Source organism: Bacillus pumilus (assembly GCF_038738535.1).
GTDB lineage: Bacteria > Bacillota > Bacilli > Bacillales > Bacillaceae > Bacillus.
On record NZ_CP046128.1, the window covers coordinates 2298546 to 2314660 of the forward strand.

The window sequence follows — 16115 nt, forward strand, 5'->3', positions numbered from 1 at the left end:
AATTGCGAACCTATAAAATGGATATTCCAACGAAAAAAACTGCAGGCAATCTTGTATTGTCTACAGTCTTTTTCGATTCACATGTACATTAATTGCTGCCTGTGATGTATTTTGCTTTCGCTTTGTTGTGCTCATTTAACGTTTTCGTAAAGACGACTTCTCCATTTTTCTTCGCAAGGAAGTACACATAATCCGTTTTCTCTGGATGCAGTGCGGCTTTCCAGGAAGATTCACCAGCATTTGCAATAGGTCCAGGCGGCAGCCCCTTGTTATTATACGTATTATAAGGAGATTTCACCTTAAGGTCTTTGTAATAAACGCGGGATTTATGCTCTCCCAGTGCATAAAGAACGGTTGGGTCGGTTTGAAGCGGCATGTCCTTTTTCAACCGGTTATAAAATACACTAGAGATTTTTGCTCGATCCGTCTTTTCCGTCGCTTCCATTTCAATCAGTGATGCCATCGTTAACACATCATGTATGGACATGTTTGTCTTTTTCATGTCTTTTTCATACGTTTTCACGTATTGATCTGTTTGTTTAATCATTGTTTCAATGATCGTTTCGAGTGATTCATCCTCACGATAAAATGGATACGTCGCAGGGAATAAATAACCTTCTAACGGATGTTTCACCTGTTTTCCATTTACCTGTGATGTCACCGTTTTCGGATATTTTTTCATTAACGTTTGAATAAACGCAGGATCATCCAGCTTTGCTTCCACTTCCTTGGCTGAAAAATGCGTCTGGTTTGCAATAACCGCCGCAATATCAGACAGCTGTTTTCCTTCTGGAATCACAAGCTGAAAGGCGTAGTCTGTCCCTCCAGATGTCAGCTTTTGAATCAGCGTGTCTGCGTCCATCGTTTGTTTCAAATGAAAGTATCCTGCTTTAAAGCCGGACGCATTTTTGTATTTTGCATAATAAGTGAAAATCGTGTCATTCGAAATGAGCCCATTTTCTTTTAAAATGCCCGCAATCTCACGGACAGATGTCCCATTAGGAATATGAATATTAATCGTTTGTTTGCTTTTTTGATCGACCGGTCCAAGTGCTGATTTAACATATAAAAAGCCTGATAATGCTGCAATGATGATGACAGCAAGAACAGATAACAGGACGATCCCCATTTTTCTTTTAAAAAATGGTCGTTTCTTTTGTTCTGAAAACATGCATGGCCCTCCTCACATCTAGCTTTTATAGTACATGATTCGACGGAGTTCGGCAATTACTTGCACATGCATGTCATGACAGAACTTGACATAATACGGCTAAACCAATGCCGCCACCGCTCCCAATAGCAGCCATGACATAGCTTCCATTCGGTAAGGTGCGCGCTTCATAAAATAGTCTCACCATCATCGCAGCGCCCGATGCGCTATATGGATGCCCAAGACAAAGTGCACCGCCTCTTTTATTGATTCGGTCATAAGGAATATCCAGCGTACGAGCAATCAGCGCTATTTTCAGAGCAAAAGCTTCATTGATTTCAAACAGTGCAACATCCTCTGCCTTGATTTTCTCTTGATCTAGAAGTTTCTTCATCGCATCAATCGGCGCAGCAGCTGGAAAATTGGGATGCATTGCCGCAACAGCACTTCCGGCATATCGCAGCATTGGCTGAAACCCATTTGCCTCCGCTAGCGCTCTTTCCATCACAACGACCGCTGCTGCCCCGTCTGCTTCTTTGCAGCTATTGGCGGCAGTCACAGATCCTTTTCCCGGTGAAAATACAGGCTTTGCCCGCTGGATCAGCTTCTTCATCGGTCTTATTTTAGCGGCCGCTTCATCAATGCTCAGTCCGCTAATCGAAACAATTTCCTCTGAATATGTACCACGTTTGATTGCGTCTATACTTCTTTCCCAGCTTAATTGCGCATAATCATCTTGTTCTTTTCTTGTAACAGAAAATCTCGAGGCGGTCAGCTCTGCTGCTTCGCCCATAGCCGGATCTCCTATCCATTCAGGTGAAAAGCGGGCTCTTTCTTTCATTGGTGATCTGGAAATGCTCTCAGTCCCGCCAGCGATATACATTGAGCCTTCCCCTGATTGAACCATGACGCAAGCTGTTCGGATTGCTTCAAGACCAGAGGCACACTGCCTATCAATCGTCATACCAGGAACGTGCAAAGAAAGCCCTGCTTCTAATGAGGACAGACGGGCCATATTTCCGCCGCCTCCTACAACATTGCCTAATATGACGTCGTCAGGCGTCATCCCTTGAGACAAATGCTGAATAAGGGGCGCGGCTAATTGCTCTGGACGATAATCCTTCAGCATCCCGTTTTTATCACCGAAGGGTGTCCGTTTTGCTTGTACGATTACTGCTTGCATGACAACTGCTCCTCCGCCCACTTTTTCATGCTGGCACGTGCTATTTTTCCCCCAGATGTTTCAATCATTTGATCAATGACAAGCCATTTTTTAGGCATCTTGTAGGCAGCCAATTTTTCTTTGACAGCTTGCCGAACCGTCTTTGTCTGCTGTCCTTCTTCAATAATGGCAACAGGAATTTCACCCCAATATGGGTCAGGAATGCCAACCACAATCGACCGCTTCACCTCGGGCTGTTCATTTAGCACGCGTTCAATTTCCTCCGGAAAAATATTCAGCCCCCCATAGACGATCATGCCATTCTCACGGCCGCTCATATACAAATAGCCGTCTTCATCCATCCAGCCCATATCATAAACTGTCAGCCACTCCTCCGGCGGTTTTACCTCATGTAAGTAGCCTGAAAAAGACATTGGGCTCTTCACATAAATTCTTCCTGTCTCATTTGGCTGGCAGACAGATTGATCGGCCCGCCTCACTTCGACTTGAATGGAAGAAAAGGGTCGTCCGACAGAAGAAGGTTTTTGCAGAAAGTCATTTGAAGATAAGTAGGAAACAAAGCTTAACTCTGATGTGCCGTAAAAATCAAAAAAAGTGACATGCGGATAGTTGGTGACGAGTTGTTTTTTTGAAGAGATGCCCCAATCTGCTCCGGATGATATGACAAGAAACGGATTGTCTCCCTCAAAAGCATTAATTTGCAGTAACGATTCTGTCATTGTCGGGACAGTATACATAACAGTGATGTCTCCTGTCTCTAAAGCTTTCTTTGCTTTCACTGGCGTGAATTTTTCTAAAAGCGTCACTGTGCCGCCAAAGTATAGGGTACTAATGGCACCATATAAAAAGTGAGAGGATAAGAGTGTGCCTGCTATAAGAACATGATCTTGATGAGTGATTCCAAATGTATCCGCTGTCGTTCGAAAGCTTTCGATCCATGACTGCTGACGCCTGATAAAGGCTTTAGGTGAACCCGTTGATCCTGACGTAAATCCCATATAAAAGACAGGGGCGTTCTCGCTGTCGCTTTTGTTATATGGACCTTGTGTGATCAGGCTCATTCTTTCCTTCCATTCAGATAAAGAAAAAACCGGCATGTCTACGCTGTGTTTTTCAAATCTTTTCATATATCGATCCTCTATAATGACGAGAGCTGCCTCACTTAACAAGAGCTTTTCTACACATTCCTCATGGCCCCATCTCGGATCAAGCGGGATAGCTGTCCACCCTGCACAAGCAGCGCCAGCAAATATTTGCAAGAAAGAAGCACCATTTGATAATAAAAAAGCGACTCTTTTTTGCTCATGAGCCGTTCGTTGCAGCCATTGTGCCGATATCTGGACACGATCATACCAATCTTGATAAGTGATCCTTTCTTTTCCATCAATGATAGCGATATGATCTGGGTTCATTTCTGCAAGTAATGCATAGCTATCCGTTATTCTGTTCAAACCGCACGCTCCCTTTATGCACATCCCTTTTTCGATATGACATGGCCTCAATGATTTTCACCGTGAGAACGGCACACATGCCCGCTTTGATGAGATCACCTGGAATATAAATCAGACTAAGAAGAGCTGCCTGAGTGACCTTTATATCCATCATCATGGCTTGAAAAGGAATACCGCATAGATATAAAATCCCGATACTGCATACCGCATAGATCATAAAAAGACGCAGAGCGGTTACTTTTTTCAGACGGTTCAGCCACAAACTGATCATAAGGGCAGCCACTGGATAAGCTAGTAAAAAACCACCGCTTGGTCCAAAAAAGACCCCTATTCCGCCTCTCCCACCAGACAAAAGAGGTGCGCCTGCTGCCACAACCAAGAGGAACAGAAGTAAACTGATCAGTGCCTGTTTTGGCTTTAACAGCCCCCCAGCAAGCAAAAGACCTGCCGTTTGCAATGTGATTGGTACAGGTGTAAACGTAAGTAAAATCGGCGGGATCAACCCTAACATTCCGATAACCGCTGTCATTAACGCCATTTGCATCATGTCTTGAATTTTCAATATTCATACCCCTCACTCAATTCATTGTTAAAAATAGAGTAAAAGGTACAGTTTATTATGTCAACATAAAATAAAATAAAGTTAACATATTGATCGTAAAAAAAGACCTGTGAAGAAAGATCACCAAGATCCGTTCACAGGCCTTTTATTCGTTCTATTCTTCGTCTTCTTCTTGATCTAAGAACGTATTTAACGTTTCTTCAATCATGTCCCACTCTTCATCCGTTTCAATAGGCTCTAGCTCGCCATCTTCACCGTTTTCGTTCGGCGTGAAGCTTGATGCATGAATTTCAATTTCTTCATTGTCTTGCTCAGAAATTGGGTAGTAAAGAACATATGATTTGTTAAAATGGTCGCTTTCAAAAGTAAATAGTACTTCGCAAAGCTGTTCATTTCCATTATCATCAACGATTGTAATTTGCTTTTCTCCGTGTTCCATTTGATTCACCTCATTTTAATTTAAGCTGTCTAAATACCCTTGCAGGATCATAACAGCCGCCATTTTATCAATGACTTTTTTACGCTTTTGTCTGCTCACATCTGCAGAGATGAGCATTTTTTCCGCTGCCATTGTCGACAGACGCTCGTCCCAAAGCACAACAGGAACATTGTACGTGTTTTCTAACACTTTCGCAAATAATTGGCTGGCTTCGCCTCTAGGACCGACCGTACCGTTCATATTTTTTGGAAAGCCAAGTACGATTTTATCCGTTCCGTATTGCGCGACGATCTCAGACAGGCGGCTGAGACCGAAGTCTCCGCCTGCTTCATCAATTTTAATTGTTTCTATCCCTTGCGCTGTCCATCCCATTTCATCACTGATCGCAACACCAAGGGTTTTCGTGCCTAAATCCAAGCCTAAAATTCTCATGTTTTACGCCTCTTTATGTGTCTCTAAGTACGATTTAACCAATTCCTCAATTAATTCGTCTCGTTCTAGTTTACGAATTAGGTTGCGTGCATCCTGATGTCTTGGAATATAAGCAGGGTCGCCTGACAGCAAGTATCCGACAATTTGATTGATCGGGTTGTATCCTTTTTCTTGGAGTGCGTCATATACTGTAATGAGCACTTCATTCACATTGGTTTCAGCTGAATCATCAGAGAAGTTAAACTTCATTGTCTTATCAAATGAACTCACTGCTTCTTGCACCTCTCTTCCAACATTCTACTAGCAAGCTTTTTTCTAACCGCTCATCTAATACCATTATTCTACACTACATCGCCTGATTATAAAACGGATTTGACAGATTCTTCGACAGTTGCCAGTGCTTCTTCTAGCTTTTCCGGTTGTTTACCGCCTGCTTGTGCCATGTCTGGACGTCCGCCTCCGCCTCCGCCGCAGATTTCAGCTGCCTGCTTCACAAGTTTCCCTGCATGCAGACCTTTTTCGATGACGTCTTTTGTTACTCCTGCTGAAATGTTTACTTTTCCGTTTTGAACGGCTCCGAGCACAATGACAGCTGATCCTAATTTGGCTTTTAAGTCATCAACCATTGTTCTTAAATGGTTCATGTCTTTCGCGTTTACTTTTTCAGTTAACACTTTCACTCCGCCGATTTCTGTCACTTTCTCTAAAATAGAGCCTGCTTCAGCCTGGCTTAATTTTGCAAGAAGAGATTCGTTTTCTCTTTGAGCCTCTTTTAAATCTGCCTGCAATGCGGCGATACGTTTTGGTACGTCTTTCGTATTTGACTTCAGGTCACTCGCTGCCTGTTCTAAAATGGCCAGCTGGTCATTTAATTCTTCGTATGCACCTTTACCAGTCACAGCCTCAATCCGGCGTGTTCCAGCACCAATACCCGATTCAGACGCAATTTTAAACAACCCGATTTCCGCCGTGTTTTGCACGTGACAGCCGCCGCATAGCTCGATGCTGTAATCGCCTACCTGGACCACGCGGACAATATCGCCATACTTCTCGCCAAAGAGCGCCATTGCACCCATTTCTTTTGCTTCAGCAATCGGCTTCAGGTCAATCGCAACAGAGATGCCTTCCCAGATTTTTTCGTTCACGATTTTTTCAATCTGAGACAATTCTTCTTTTGTCACTTGTCCAAAGTGAGAGAAGTCAAAGCGAAGTCTGTTTTCATTCACCAATGATCCCGCTTGGTTCACGTGGCTGCCCAATACATCTTTTAGCGCCTGATGCAAAAGATGTGTCGCTGTATGGTTTTTCACAATGCCTTTTCGAAGAGCTGATTCCACTTCTGCAGTGACTTCAAGTCCTTTTTTGGCTGTACCGCTTACAACCACTCCCTCATGGACATGCTGACCGTTTGGCGCCTTTTTCACATCTTTAATGTCGATGATGACTTCAGCGCTTTTTAATGTCCCTTTATCAGCCACTTGTCCGCCGCTTTCCGCATAGAAAGGTGTTTCATCTAACAAGATTTGTACCGTGTCGCCTTCATGTGCTTCTGTGACAATTTCACCATTTTGAAGCAATTCGACAATATGGGCATCTGCCGTTAGATATTCGTAGCCAACGAATGTGCTTTCTACTTTAATATCTCCTAGAGCGCCGCCTTGAACCTGCATACTGCCGACATCTTGTCTCGCATTTCTTGCACGTTCACGCTGCTTCTCCATCTCAGCCTGGAAGCCTTCTCGATCCACTGTCATGTTCTCATCTTCTGCGTATTCTTCTGTCAGCTCGACAGGGAATCCATACGTGTCATACAGTTTAAAGACATCTTCACCTGAAATCTGCGTGTTGCCTTTGTCTCTTTCTTTTTTGATGACTTCTGACAAGATGGCTAACCCTTCGTTCAGTGTTTCATGGAAACGTTCTTCTTCATTTTTGATGACTTTCGCAATAAATTCTTCTTTTGCTTGTACATCTGGGTAGAAATCCTTCATGATTTCCGCAACCACTGGGACTAGGTCATACATAAACGGGCGGTGAATGTGAATGGTTTTTGCATAACGCACTGCACGGCGAAGTAAACGTCTTAACACATACCCGCGGCCTTCATTGGAAGGAAGCGCTCCATCACTTACAGCAAAGGCAACCGTCCGGATATGGTCAGCAATTACTTTAAATGCTGTATCCTTTTCCTTTGTCTCGCCATAGCTTTCTCCAGAGATGGTTTCAACTGCACGAATAATTGGCATGAATAGATCTGTATCAAAGTTCGTTGGCACGTTTTGAATGACAGATACCATTCGTTCAAGACCCATCCCTGTATCAATGTTTTTCTTCGGCAGCGGCGTGTATGAACCATCTGGATTATGGTTAAATTCAGAGAACACTAGGTTCCACACTTCTAGATAACGCTCATTTTCTCCGCCAGGATATAATTCTGGATCGTTCATGTCGTCACCGTATGATTCGCCGCGGTCATAGAAAATTTCCGTATTCGGTCCACTTGGGCCCTCGCCAATATCCCAGAAGTTTCCTTCAAGACGAATAATACGTTCTTCAGGAACACCGATTTTATCTCTCCATAGAACATACGCCTCATCGTCCTCTGGATGGACAGTTACAGATAACAAATTCGGATCAAAGCCAATCCACTCGTCACTTGTGAGGAATTCCCACGCCCATTCAATCGCTTCTTCTTTAAAATAATCACCAATAGAGAAGTTGCCGAGCATTTCAAAGAACGTATGATGGCGTGCTGTCTTTCCTACATTTTCAATATCATTTGTACGAATTGATTTTTGCGCGTTGCAAATACGCGGATTGTCAGGTACGACGCGGCCATCAAAGTATTTCTTTAATGTTGCCACGCCGCTGTTGATCCACAAAAGTGTCGGATCATCATGCGGTACGAGTGACGCACTCGGTTCTACAGCATGTCCTTTTTCTTTAAAAAAGTCTAAAAACATTTGGCGTACTTGAGCTGAAGTTAAAGTTTTCATTCAAAAATCCTCCCTTATCATTCATCAATCTCCACACAAACGAAAAAACATCCCGCCCTATGCAAGCACAAAACGACTTACACAGGGACGAGATGCTCTCGCGGTACCACCCTGATTATAGACCTATTCGTCTATCACCTTCACATCCGATAACGCCGGAAGAGAGCGGCAGTGTTTATCTGCACTCGGGACTAGCTTCCGTTAAAGGTCTGATAAGGCTTTTCTCAGCAAAATAAAGCCTCTCTCTGCAACAGCTTTTTAACGTACTCGGGTCCGTCATTGAATTCAGTATGTATGAATCGAAATTATTATAGACAACTCGGCTCCTCTTGTCAATGAACGCTTCGTCTCATGAGGATATATTGCACAATGATCACCCTAATTATAGCAGCTGTAGGTACCGCTAAAATCATCCCAATTAAGCCAAATAACTCTCCTCCTGCTAGCAAGACAAGCATAATGACGACCGGATGCATATGAAGGCTTCTCCCTACGATGATCGGGCTGAGGACGTTGCTTTCTAAAAATTGCAGCACTGCTACTGTAATCAGCACAATAATAACCGATTTGATCGAGATGGTAAACGCGATAAAGACAGCGGGAATCGCGCCAATAATCGGTCCAAAATACGGAATGACATTCGTTGCGCCAATCAGCATACCAAGGACAAGCGGATACGGGATATGAAACAGCCAGAGCACAATGGCTGCTGCACCGCCGATTAAGGAACAGACAAGCAGCTGCCCTCTAATATAATTACCAAGCGATTCATCAACTGCTTTCACAAACGCATGTCCCCTCTTCCGAAATGAGGGCGGCGTTAAATACCATGCAGCCCGCTTCATCGTATTCATGTCCTTCACCATATAAAAAACAAGAAAAGGAATGAGCGCTGCAACTAATGCGTAATCAAGTAATACTTTACAGCTAAGAATCATCCGCTCAGCTCCGTTAGCTGCATATGTCTCCGATTGGACAATCAAACGGTCCAGCCTGTCGTGAAGTCCGTCGGGCCAATGGCTAGTATGACGATGAATATGAGATAAGGCGCCATTATACGTTTCAGCAAGCACAGGAATTTGTTCTGACAGCTCATTTAACTGCTTAATCATGACAGGTGCCCCTTTATAAACCGCAAGCCCAATCCCGCCAAAAAACAGTACATAAATCAATAAGAGACTAACAGTCCTTGGTAAGCCCCCCGCGTGCAATCTTTCCACTATCGGATAAAGCAGATAAGAAATAAAAATAGCAATGAGAAGCGGAATCAGAACCGCCTTTAACAACAAAAAAATAGGCATCCATAACTCGTCGAGCTGCAGTAAAATGAGCAAGGATGCAAGGACAAGCAGGACCCCTGCAGCATATATCAGAAATTGGATCGGACGTTTCTTCACCTTTTTCACCTCTTTTCTTATTGTTTAACCTTCTTCTGCAATTATCCATGTAAATAAAATTTGTCCTAACTTTGTTAAAAATGAATACACATGAAACATACAGCTCCATCAAAAGTCACTAAAATATCTCCACTGAATATTCCATCATGTACAAGAGGAGGTTTTTTATGATCACATTCGAAGAAGTCAACAAGCATTATGGCCAGTTCCATGTACTTAAGGACATTAACCTACATATTCAAAAAGGTGAGGTGGTCGTGATCATCGGTCCTTCAGGATCAGGTAAAAGCACGATGCTCAGATGCATCAATCGTCTTGAAAGCATTGATGAGGGAAAGGTACTCGTCAACCAAGTGCCTGTTCAGCATCCGAAGACCAACATTAATCTTGTCAGGCAAAATATCGGGATGGTGTTTCAGCATTTTCATCTCTATCCTCATAAAACGGTGCTTGAAAACATTATGCTTGCGCCAATGAAGGTGAAAAAGGTGAGCAAGGAAGAAGCGAGGGAAACAGCCGAATTTTATTTAAATAAAGTCGGCATTCCTGATAAGGCTGACGCCTACCCTTCAAGACTCTCAGGCGGACAGCAGCAGCGTGTTGCCATTGCAAGAGGGCTTGCGATGAAGCCAGAGGTCATGCTGTTCGACGAACCGACATCGGCACTCGACCCAGAGATGATTGGAGAGGTACTAGATGTGATGAAGCAGCTCGCCCGAGAAGGAATGACCATGGTTGTCGTCACACATGAGATGGGCTTTGCCAGGGAAGTGGCCGACCGCATTGTCTTTATTGATGAAGGCAGAGTTCTTGAAGAGTCAACACCGGCTGCATTTTATGAGAAACCGCGTGAGAAACGCGCTCAGCTCTTTTTAAGCCGAATTTTAAATCACTAGGGGGAAAGATTTGATGAAAAAAATGAAACGCTTTGGCCTACTACTCTTTATGACTTGCTGTATTGCCGCTTTAGCTGCTTGCGGCTCTGCTGAAAAAGGCTCGACGAATGCAAAGCAAGAAAGCTCTTTAGAAGCCATTCAGAAAGACAAAAAAATCATATTCGGGGTCAAGAATGATACACGTCTCTTCGGTCTAAAAAATCCTAGCAGCGGAGATATCGAAGGATTTGATATCGATATAGCAAAAGCCATCGCAAAGGAAATGCTCGGTGATGAAGGAAAAGCAGAATTCAAAGAAGTGACATCGAAAACGAGAATTCCTTTACTGCAAAAAGGAGATATTCATGCGATCGTCGCAACCATGACGATTACCGAAGAGCGTAAAAAAGAAGTCAATTTCTCAGATGTTTACTTTGAAGCAGGACAATCACTGCTTGTGAAAAAAGGAAGCGACATTCAATCGATTGATGATCTTAAAAAAGGGACGAAAGTGCTTGCAGTGAAAGGATCTACTTCTTCTCAAAATATCCGCGAAAAAGCACCTGAAGCGTCTGTATTAGAATTTGAGAACTATCAGGAAGCTTTTACAGCTTTAAAATCAAACCAAGGGCAAGTGCTGACAACTGATAATGCGATCTTATTTGGTATGGCAGATGAGGATTCAAATTACGAAGTCGTCGGCGGCACCTTTACAGATGAGCCTTATGGCATTGCTGTAAAGAAAGGGGATCAGGAATTAACAACTGCGATCAATAAAGCCCTAAAAACCTTAAAAGACAATGGAGAGTATGACAAGATTCATCAAAAATGGATCAAAGAATAACCGTTTGACTTGTTAAGACCTATTATCTTAGGGTGAGCCGCTCATTGGCTCCCCTGTTGATCAGGAAGGAAGTGAACTGATTGCTGCGGTTTTCCATTCTCACTGAAAACTTCAATCTTTATGTAGAAGGCTTTAAATATACCATTGGTGCAAGTGTCATTGCTTTGATTGGAAGCTTTTTGATCGGTACACTCATTGCCATTATGAGAATTGCGCCACTCAGGCCGCTCAACTGGATAGGAACGGCTTATGTGGAATTTATTCGGAATATTCCGTTATTATTGATTACATTCGTTTTCTTCTTTGGTTTACCCGTGCTAGGTATTGTAGCAGATGGCTTCACCGCTGGCACAATTGCCCTTGCCATTTATACCTCTGCCTTTATTGCTGAAGCCATTCGCGCAGGGATACAAGCTGTACCGCTTGGACAAATGGAAGCCGCCCGCGCTTCAGGTCTGTCCTATGGCGGGACGATGCGGTATATCATTCTGCCGCAGGCGATTAAAATTGTCATTCCCCCTCTTGGGAATCAATTTATTAACCTTGTCAAAAACTCCTCTATTTTAGGTGTCATTGCAGGGTTTGATCTCATGTATCAAGGAGACCTCATCGCTTCTAGAACATTTGTGACATTTGATGTCTACATCTTTGTTGCCATGTTCTATCTGCTATTAACGATTCCGCTCAGTATAGGCGTTGGTTATTTAGAAAAAAGATTAGCAAGAAGCCACTAGAAAGGAGGAAACACCATGGATTTTATAGGTGCCTACCAGCCTGATCATCTCGCCTTTTTACTTGAAGGATTTGCTGTCACCTTAAAAGTGGCTTTTATCTCCATCATTTTGAGCTTTCTCATTGGATTACTCATTGGCACATTGCGGTTCGCTCAAATTCCGGTTTTATCAAAGATACTTGCAGTCGTCGTAGAAACCATTCGAAACCTGCCGCTCTTATTGATCATCTTTTTTACGTATTTTGCACTGCCAGAAATCGGCATTAAGCTGAGCATTACAGCCTCGGCTATTGCAGCTTTAACCGTATTTGAATCAGCGATGCTGTCAGAAATTATTCGAAGCGGTTTAAAATCAATTGATAAGGGGCAGATCGAAGCAGCCAGGTCTTCTGGTTTAACCTATATTCAAACGTTAAAAATGATTATTATGCCGCAGGCTTTACGCCGAATGGTGCCGCCAATTGTCAGTCAATTCATCTCTCTTTTAAAAGATACGTCGCTTGCTGTTGTCATTGCACTTCCAGAACTATTGCATCACGCTCAAATATTAAACGGTCAGAGCCAATCTTACTTACTGCCCATCTTCCTATTAGCGGCGATGATGTATTTTGTCGTCAATTTCAGCTTATCACTACTTGCACGCCGATTAGAATACAGGCAGGCATAAAAAAGGACATCCGCTCTTGGCGGATGCCTTTTTGTTTACATCATTCTCATAACACGTTTTCTTAGCTTTTTCATATCCCGCTTTGATGGCATATCATATCGACTTGCAAAGTGATATGCGAGTGCACCTGCACCAAGCGTTAATAGTGAAGAAGTCATTTTGCCCATTCGAAATTCCCCCTTAACACTTATAGTTGAATTGAACGTTCATCATCACTAAACAGATCATCTAAGCTGCTTAGTGTCCCGTCTTCTTCCACTTGGTGTGTAGATATTTTGCCTTTTGACAGCGTCAATTCAATAAAACAGCCCCAGCAATAATATTGATTGACCCCAATTTTTCCGATGTCTTTACATTTGCAATTTGGGCAAATGAGCATAATCAGCACCTCTTTACGTTCGGTTTAGAACAAGTGCTTCCTTTTGAACGTTGATCAAGGTTCCGGCAGCCTGCAGCTGTTTTCGAATCCCTGATAGCTCTGTAAAGAAGCCGTCCGAGAGTTCATATGCTACGATTGTGCCCGAATTTGTGCAAAAGTATACATCTTCCAAAATGCCTAAATTTTCACCCTCAGGTGACTGCATCATTTTCTTTTTCAATTTCGAAAATAAGAAGGATGGGGCAGAGGAATCCATGCCTACTCCCTCCTGGCAGCTCACATATAAGCCTTTGTCTGTCAGCTGATCACCAGCAGAGAATGGAATGAGTGCACAGTCTTTCTTTTTCCCATCTAACACATATCCTCCGCAGCTGCCTCCGGCTAATAAGCAAATATCTTTAATGGAACCAAGTGAATGAGACAGCTCACCTGTATAGATTGACATTCCTTCAAGCTCTCGACATGTTCTCAAAATGTGCTCAACCACCTTTTGCGGAACAGTCTTATCGTGTGCGTTTGCTTCGATACTCATACGAAGAAATGGCTTCCATGAACGGAATATGAGGATTTCTTTTCACGCTAAAAAGGCTCCCATCTGGAAGCCTTTTATTCATGCATAAAATCAAATGGAGTGATTCCCTCCATGCCAATATTTGCGTCATGTACGCTAAACGGAAGCTCTTTTTGGAGCGCTGCAAGCTCCGCATCCATAACTTCATCAGTTTGCATCAGCCGCATCGTTAAGGACGTTTGTCTGAGCGAATCCTCATTGTTTTTCACGCCCCACTCCAGCGCTGATTCCTCGCCGCACAGGATTAAAAACTTTTTACTTCGTGTAATGGCTGTGTACAGCAGATTTCGCCTTAGCATTCTGTAGTAGCTTCTCACGACTGGCAGCACAACGATTGGGAATTCACTGCCTTGTGATTTGTGGATGGAGCAGCAATAGGCATGTGTAAATTGATGAAAATCCTTTTTTGTAAAGGTGATTTCATTCCCATCAAAGGAGATCACAGCCATGTCTTCTTTTTCCGTGTTTTCTTTCGCATAAAAAATCGAGACAATTTCGCCGATATCACCGTTAAAAATATTATTTTCCGGCTGATTCACAAGCTGAAGCACTTTATCACCGGTCCGGTACACCACATCACCAAACGGGATTTCTCTGCCCTTTGGTTTTTTAGGATTCAAAATGTGCTGCAGCATTTTATTGAGCTCATTAATGCCTGCTTTCCCTTTATACATTGGCGCAAGCACTTGAATGTCTTTTGCTGAATAGCCTTTTTGAGCAGCATTGCTGACGACTTTCTCAATCACTTCTTTCATTTGATCAGCTGAGCATTTTATGAAGGATCGGTCCTTTGAACGTGCGGTAATATCTTTTGGCAGTACGCCATTTTTCATATCATGTGCAAGTTCAACAATGCTGGAGCCGTCTGCCTGCCGGTAAATATCTGTCAGTGTAACAGCTGGTACGGCTTGTGAGGCAAGTAAATCCCTTAACACTTGGCCTGGTCCGACAGATGGAAGCTGATGTTCATCTCCTACCATGATCACTTGGATATGATCAGGAATCGCTTTAAACAAGTGATTCGCAAGCCAAATATCCAGCATACTTGATTCATCAATGATGACAAGCTTTCCTTCAATCGGCTGTTCCTCATCATGCGAAAAGCCCTCTGATCCGTTCCAGCCGAGCAAACGGTGAATGGTTACAGCTGGAAGCCCTGTTGATTCTGTCATCCGTTTAGCTGCTCGTCCAGTTGGCGCCGCAAGCACAAATGGAAAGGATTCATCTTTTTTGTAATCACTCGGATCAAGAGATACACCGTGAAGATCGCTGTAAAGCTCAACAATCCCTTTAATGACCGTTGTCTTCCCAGTCCCAGGTCCGCCTGTTAAAAGCAGCATTGGGGACATGAGTGCCTTTTGAATCGCTTCCTTTTGTGTCGGCGCATACTGGACGCCCAGCCGTTCCTCGAGCTCGCCAAGTGCGAGCAGGAATTCCGATTCAGGGAATTGATCTGCATATTCCGTTTGGGAGACGATTTTTTGTATCCGTTTGGCGACACTTTGCTCCGCATAAAATAAGGACGGGTGATAGCAGCGCTCATCTTCAATGATCATCTCTTTCCCTTCGCCAAGTGCAATGATCTGATTGGCGACATCCATTTCCGTCACTTTGTACTCATTGCCTGTCTGATTGAGCAGCTTGCGGGTTTCAACGATCAAATCTTTCGTTTGTATGTACGTATGACCGTCCTGAAGACTTGCTGTTTCGACTGTATAAAGCAGGGCTGCACGGATTCGCTCTGGGTCATTTCCTGAGATGCCGGTTCTAGCGCCAAGCTCATCCGCCTTAATAAATCCGATCCCTTCGACATCCTTGACGAGCTGATACGGGTTTTCCTCAATCTTTTGCAGCGTTTCACTCTCGTACACTTGGTATATCTTCATGCTGAGCTGAGGACCAAAGCCATATTGATTCAGGCTGATCATGATTTGTTCCAATCCTTGATGTTCCTGGAGCGCTGCGGCCAGCTTATCTGCCTTCTTTTTTGATAAGCGCGGAACATCATACAAAACAGCTGGGTCACGCATAATTTTATGAAGCGTCTGATTGCCAAGCTGCCCCACAATTTCTTCCGCCGTCTTTTTCCCTATTCCCTCAAATAAATCACTTGAGAGATAATGAATGATTCCTTGCTTCGTTGTCGGTACTTCCTTTTGAAAATGAGTGGCCTGAAACTGTTCACCAAATTTCGGATGGCTTGTGACTTTGCCATAGAAGGTGTAAGTTTCTTCCTCATGAAGTGCTGGGAAGTAGCCTGTGACAGATGCTGTTTTTTCCTCTAAGTTTTCCGATGTTTCAATGACTTTCACCTTTAACACCGAGTATAAATTACTTTCATTATGGAAAATAACGGCTTGAACTGTCCCCTTTAAAAACGGTTCGTCCTCAAGCTTCATTTGATCTGGATGTTCCTGCACAGGTCTTCCCTCCTTC

Annotated in this window: 17 protein-coding genes and 1 other annotated feature; of the genes, 4 read left to right on the top strand and 13 right to left on the bottom strand. The window is 43.4% G+C overall.

Translation table 11 applies throughout. From position 1 onward, the window contains the following. Positions 1–88 precede the first annotated feature (88 nt). The 9 genes from mltG to GKC25_RS11720 form a co-directional block, all read right to left on the bottom strand. Complete coding sequence (mltG, locus tag GKC25_RS11680; RefSeq protein ID WP_187703982.1) at positions 89–1171, bottom strand: endolytic transglycosylase MltG; 1083 nt, start codon at positions 1169–1171, stop codon at positions 89–91. Positions 1172–1244: 73 nt separating this feature from the next. After that, positions 1245–2333 carry an acetyl-CoA C-acyltransferase gene (locus tag GKC25_RS11685; RefSeq protein WP_034661496.1) on the bottom strand — a complete coding sequence of 363 codons (1089 nt, stop codon included), beginning with the start codon at positions 2331–2333 and terminating at the stop codon, positions 1245–1247. Next, on the bottom strand, positions 2321–3745 hold the full coding sequence (locus GKC25_RS11690; RefSeq protein ID WP_425389373.1) for an acyl-CoA synthetase: 1425 nt from the start codon (positions 3743–3745) through the stop codon (positions 2321–2323). The genes GKC25_RS11685 and GKC25_RS11690 overlap by 13 nt, the downstream gene beginning before the upstream one ends. 19 nt (positions 3746–3764) lie before the next feature. Next, on the bottom strand, positions 3765–4346 hold the full coding sequence (locus GKC25_RS11695) for a biotin transporter BioY (RefSeq protein ID WP_342689800.1): 582 nt from the start codon (positions 4344–4346) through the stop codon (positions 3765–3767). A gap of 154 nt (positions 4347–4500) precedes the next feature. Further along, the gene (locus tag GKC25_RS11700) at positions 4501–4785 is read right to left on the bottom strand and encodes a DUF1292 domain-containing protein (RefSeq protein ID WP_003216483.1); all 285 of its coding nucleotides are present in this window, start codon (positions 4783–4785) and stop codon (positions 4501–4503) included. 15 nt (positions 4786–4800) lie between these two features. Continuing rightward, on the bottom strand, positions 4801–5217 hold the full coding sequence (ruvX, locus tag GKC25_RS11705; protein ID WP_034661502.1) for a Holliday junction resolvase RuvX: 417 nt from the start codon (positions 5215–5217) through the stop codon (positions 4801–4803). A gap of 3 nt (positions 5218–5220) precedes the next feature. Further along, complete coding sequence (locus tag GKC25_RS11710; protein WP_024718370.1) at positions 5221–5487, bottom strand: IreB family regulatory phosphoprotein; 267 nt, start codon at positions 5485–5487, stop codon at positions 5221–5223. A gap of 89 nt (positions 5488–5576) precedes the next feature. Next, positions 5577–8213: an alanine--tRNA ligase gene (gene alaS / locus GKC25_RS11715; RefSeq protein ID WP_034661504.1), complete on the bottom strand. Its 2637-nt coding sequence runs from the start codon at positions 8211–8213 to the stop codon at positions 5577–5579. Positions 8214–8293: 80 nt separating this feature from the next. Beyond that, positions 8294–8502 (bottom strand) — a binding site (T-box leader). Between the two features lie 43 nt (positions 8503–8545). Beyond that, the gene (locus GKC25_RS11720) at positions 8546–9610 is read right to left on the bottom strand and encodes an AI-2E family transporter (RefSeq protein ID WP_034661506.1); all 1065 of its coding nucleotides are present in this window, start codon (positions 9608–9610) and stop codon (positions 8546–8548) included. 167 nt (positions 9611–9777) lie between these two features. Between GKC25_RS11720 and GKC25_RS11725 the strand changes: the two genes are divergently transcribed. The 4 genes from GKC25_RS11725 to GKC25_RS11740 all read left to right on the top strand — a co-directional run bounded on the left by GKC25_RS11725 (position 9778) and on the right by GKC25_RS11740 (position 12729). Continuing rightward, positions 9778–10506, top strand: coding sequence for an amino acid ABC transporter ATP-binding protein (locus GKC25_RS11725; protein WP_034661507.1), 729 nt, complete (start codon positions 9778–9780; stop codon positions 10504–10506). 13 nt (positions 10507–10519) lie between these two features. Then, entirely contained in the window at positions 10520–11329 is an 810-nt protein-coding gene (locus tag GKC25_RS11730) for a transporter substrate-binding domain-containing protein (RefSeq protein WP_034661509.1), read from the top strand. Positions 11330–11409: 80 nt separating this feature from the next. Further along, positions 11410–12063, top strand: a complete 654-nt coding sequence (locus GKC25_RS11735) for an amino acid ABC transporter permease (protein ID WP_034661510.1) — start codon at positions 11410–11412, stop codon at positions 12061–12063. Positions 12064–12078: 15 nt separating this feature from the next. Beyond that, a complete protein-coding gene (locus tag GKC25_RS11740; protein ID WP_034661511.1) occupies positions 12079–12729 on the top strand; it encodes an amino acid ABC transporter permease in 651 nt (216 codons plus the stop codon). A 35-nt stretch (positions 12730–12764) separates the two neighbouring features. Here the strand turns inward: GKC25_RS11740 and GKC25_RS11745 are convergent, their stop codons facing one another. The 4 genes from GKC25_RS11745 to recD2 form a co-directional block, all read right to left on the bottom strand. Then, positions 12765–12896, bottom strand: coding sequence for a YrzQ family protein (locus GKC25_RS11745; protein ID WP_003216198.1), 132 nt, complete (start codon positions 12894–12896; stop codon positions 12765–12767). 20 nt (positions 12897–12916) lie between these two features. Then, entirely contained in the window at positions 12917–13108 is a 192-nt protein-coding gene (locus tag GKC25_RS11750) for a hypothetical protein (RefSeq protein ID WP_003216308.1), read from the bottom strand. A 13-nt stretch (positions 13109–13121) separates the two neighbouring features. Next, positions 13122–13580: a PRC-barrel domain-containing protein gene (locus GKC25_RS11755; protein WP_034662034.1), complete on the bottom strand. Its 459-nt coding sequence runs from the start codon at positions 13578–13580 to the stop codon at positions 13122–13124. Positions 13581–13714: 134 nt separating this feature from the next. Next, on the bottom strand, positions 13715–16099 hold the full coding sequence (gene recD2, locus GKC25_RS11760) for an SF1B family DNA helicase RecD2 (protein WP_060596861.1): 2385 nt from the start codon (positions 16097–16099) through the stop codon (positions 13715–13717). Positions 16100–16115 lie beyond the last annotated feature (16 nt).

What these genes read in the sequence shown, in the direction of transcription:
- mltG (WP_187703982.1), bottom strand. Translation starts at nt 1,171, where the DNA reads ATGTTTTCAGAACAAAAGAAACGACCATTTTTTAAAAGAAAAATGGGG.
- GKC25_RS11750 (WP_003216308.1), bottom strand. Translation starts at nt 13,108, where the DNA reads ATGCTCATTTGCCCAAATTGCAAATGTAAAGACATCGGAAAAATTGGG.
- GKC25_RS11725 (WP_034661507.1), top strand. Translation starts at nt 9,778, where the DNA reads ATGATCACATTCGAAGAAGTCAACAAGCATTATGGCCAGTTCCATGTA.
- alaS (WP_034661504.1), bottom strand. Translation starts at nt 8,213, where the DNA reads ATGAAAACTTTAACTTCAGCTCAAGTACGCCAAATGTTTTTAGACTTT.
- GKC25_RS11700 (WP_003216483.1), bottom strand. Translation starts at nt 4,785, where the DNA reads ATGGAACACGGAGAAAAGCAAATTACAATCGTTGATGATAATGGAAAT.
- GKC25_RS11730 (WP_034661509.1), top strand. Translation starts at nt 10,520, where the DNA reads ATGAAAAAAATGAAACGCTTTGGCCTACTACTCTTTATGACTTGCTGT.
- GKC25_RS11690 (WP_425389373.1), bottom strand. Translation starts at nt 3,745, where the DNA reads ATGAACCCAGATCATATCGCTATCATTGATGGAAAAGAAAGGATCACT.
- GKC25_RS11685 (WP_034661496.1), bottom strand. Translation starts at nt 2,333, where the DNA reads ATGCAAGCAGTAATCGTACAAGCAAAACGGACACCCTTCGGTGATAAA.
- GKC25_RS11740 (WP_034661511.1), top strand. Translation starts at nt 12,079, where the DNA reads ATGGATTTTATAGGTGCCTACCAGCCTGATCATCTCGCCTTTTTACTT.
- GKC25_RS11745 (WP_003216198.1), bottom strand. Translation starts at nt 12,896, where the DNA reads ATGGGCAAAATGACTTCTTCACTATTAACGCTTGGTGCAGGTGCACTC.
- ruvX (WP_034661502.1), bottom strand. Translation starts at nt 5,217, where the DNA reads ATGAGAATTTTAGGCTTGGATTTAGGCACGAAAACCCTTGGTGTTGCG.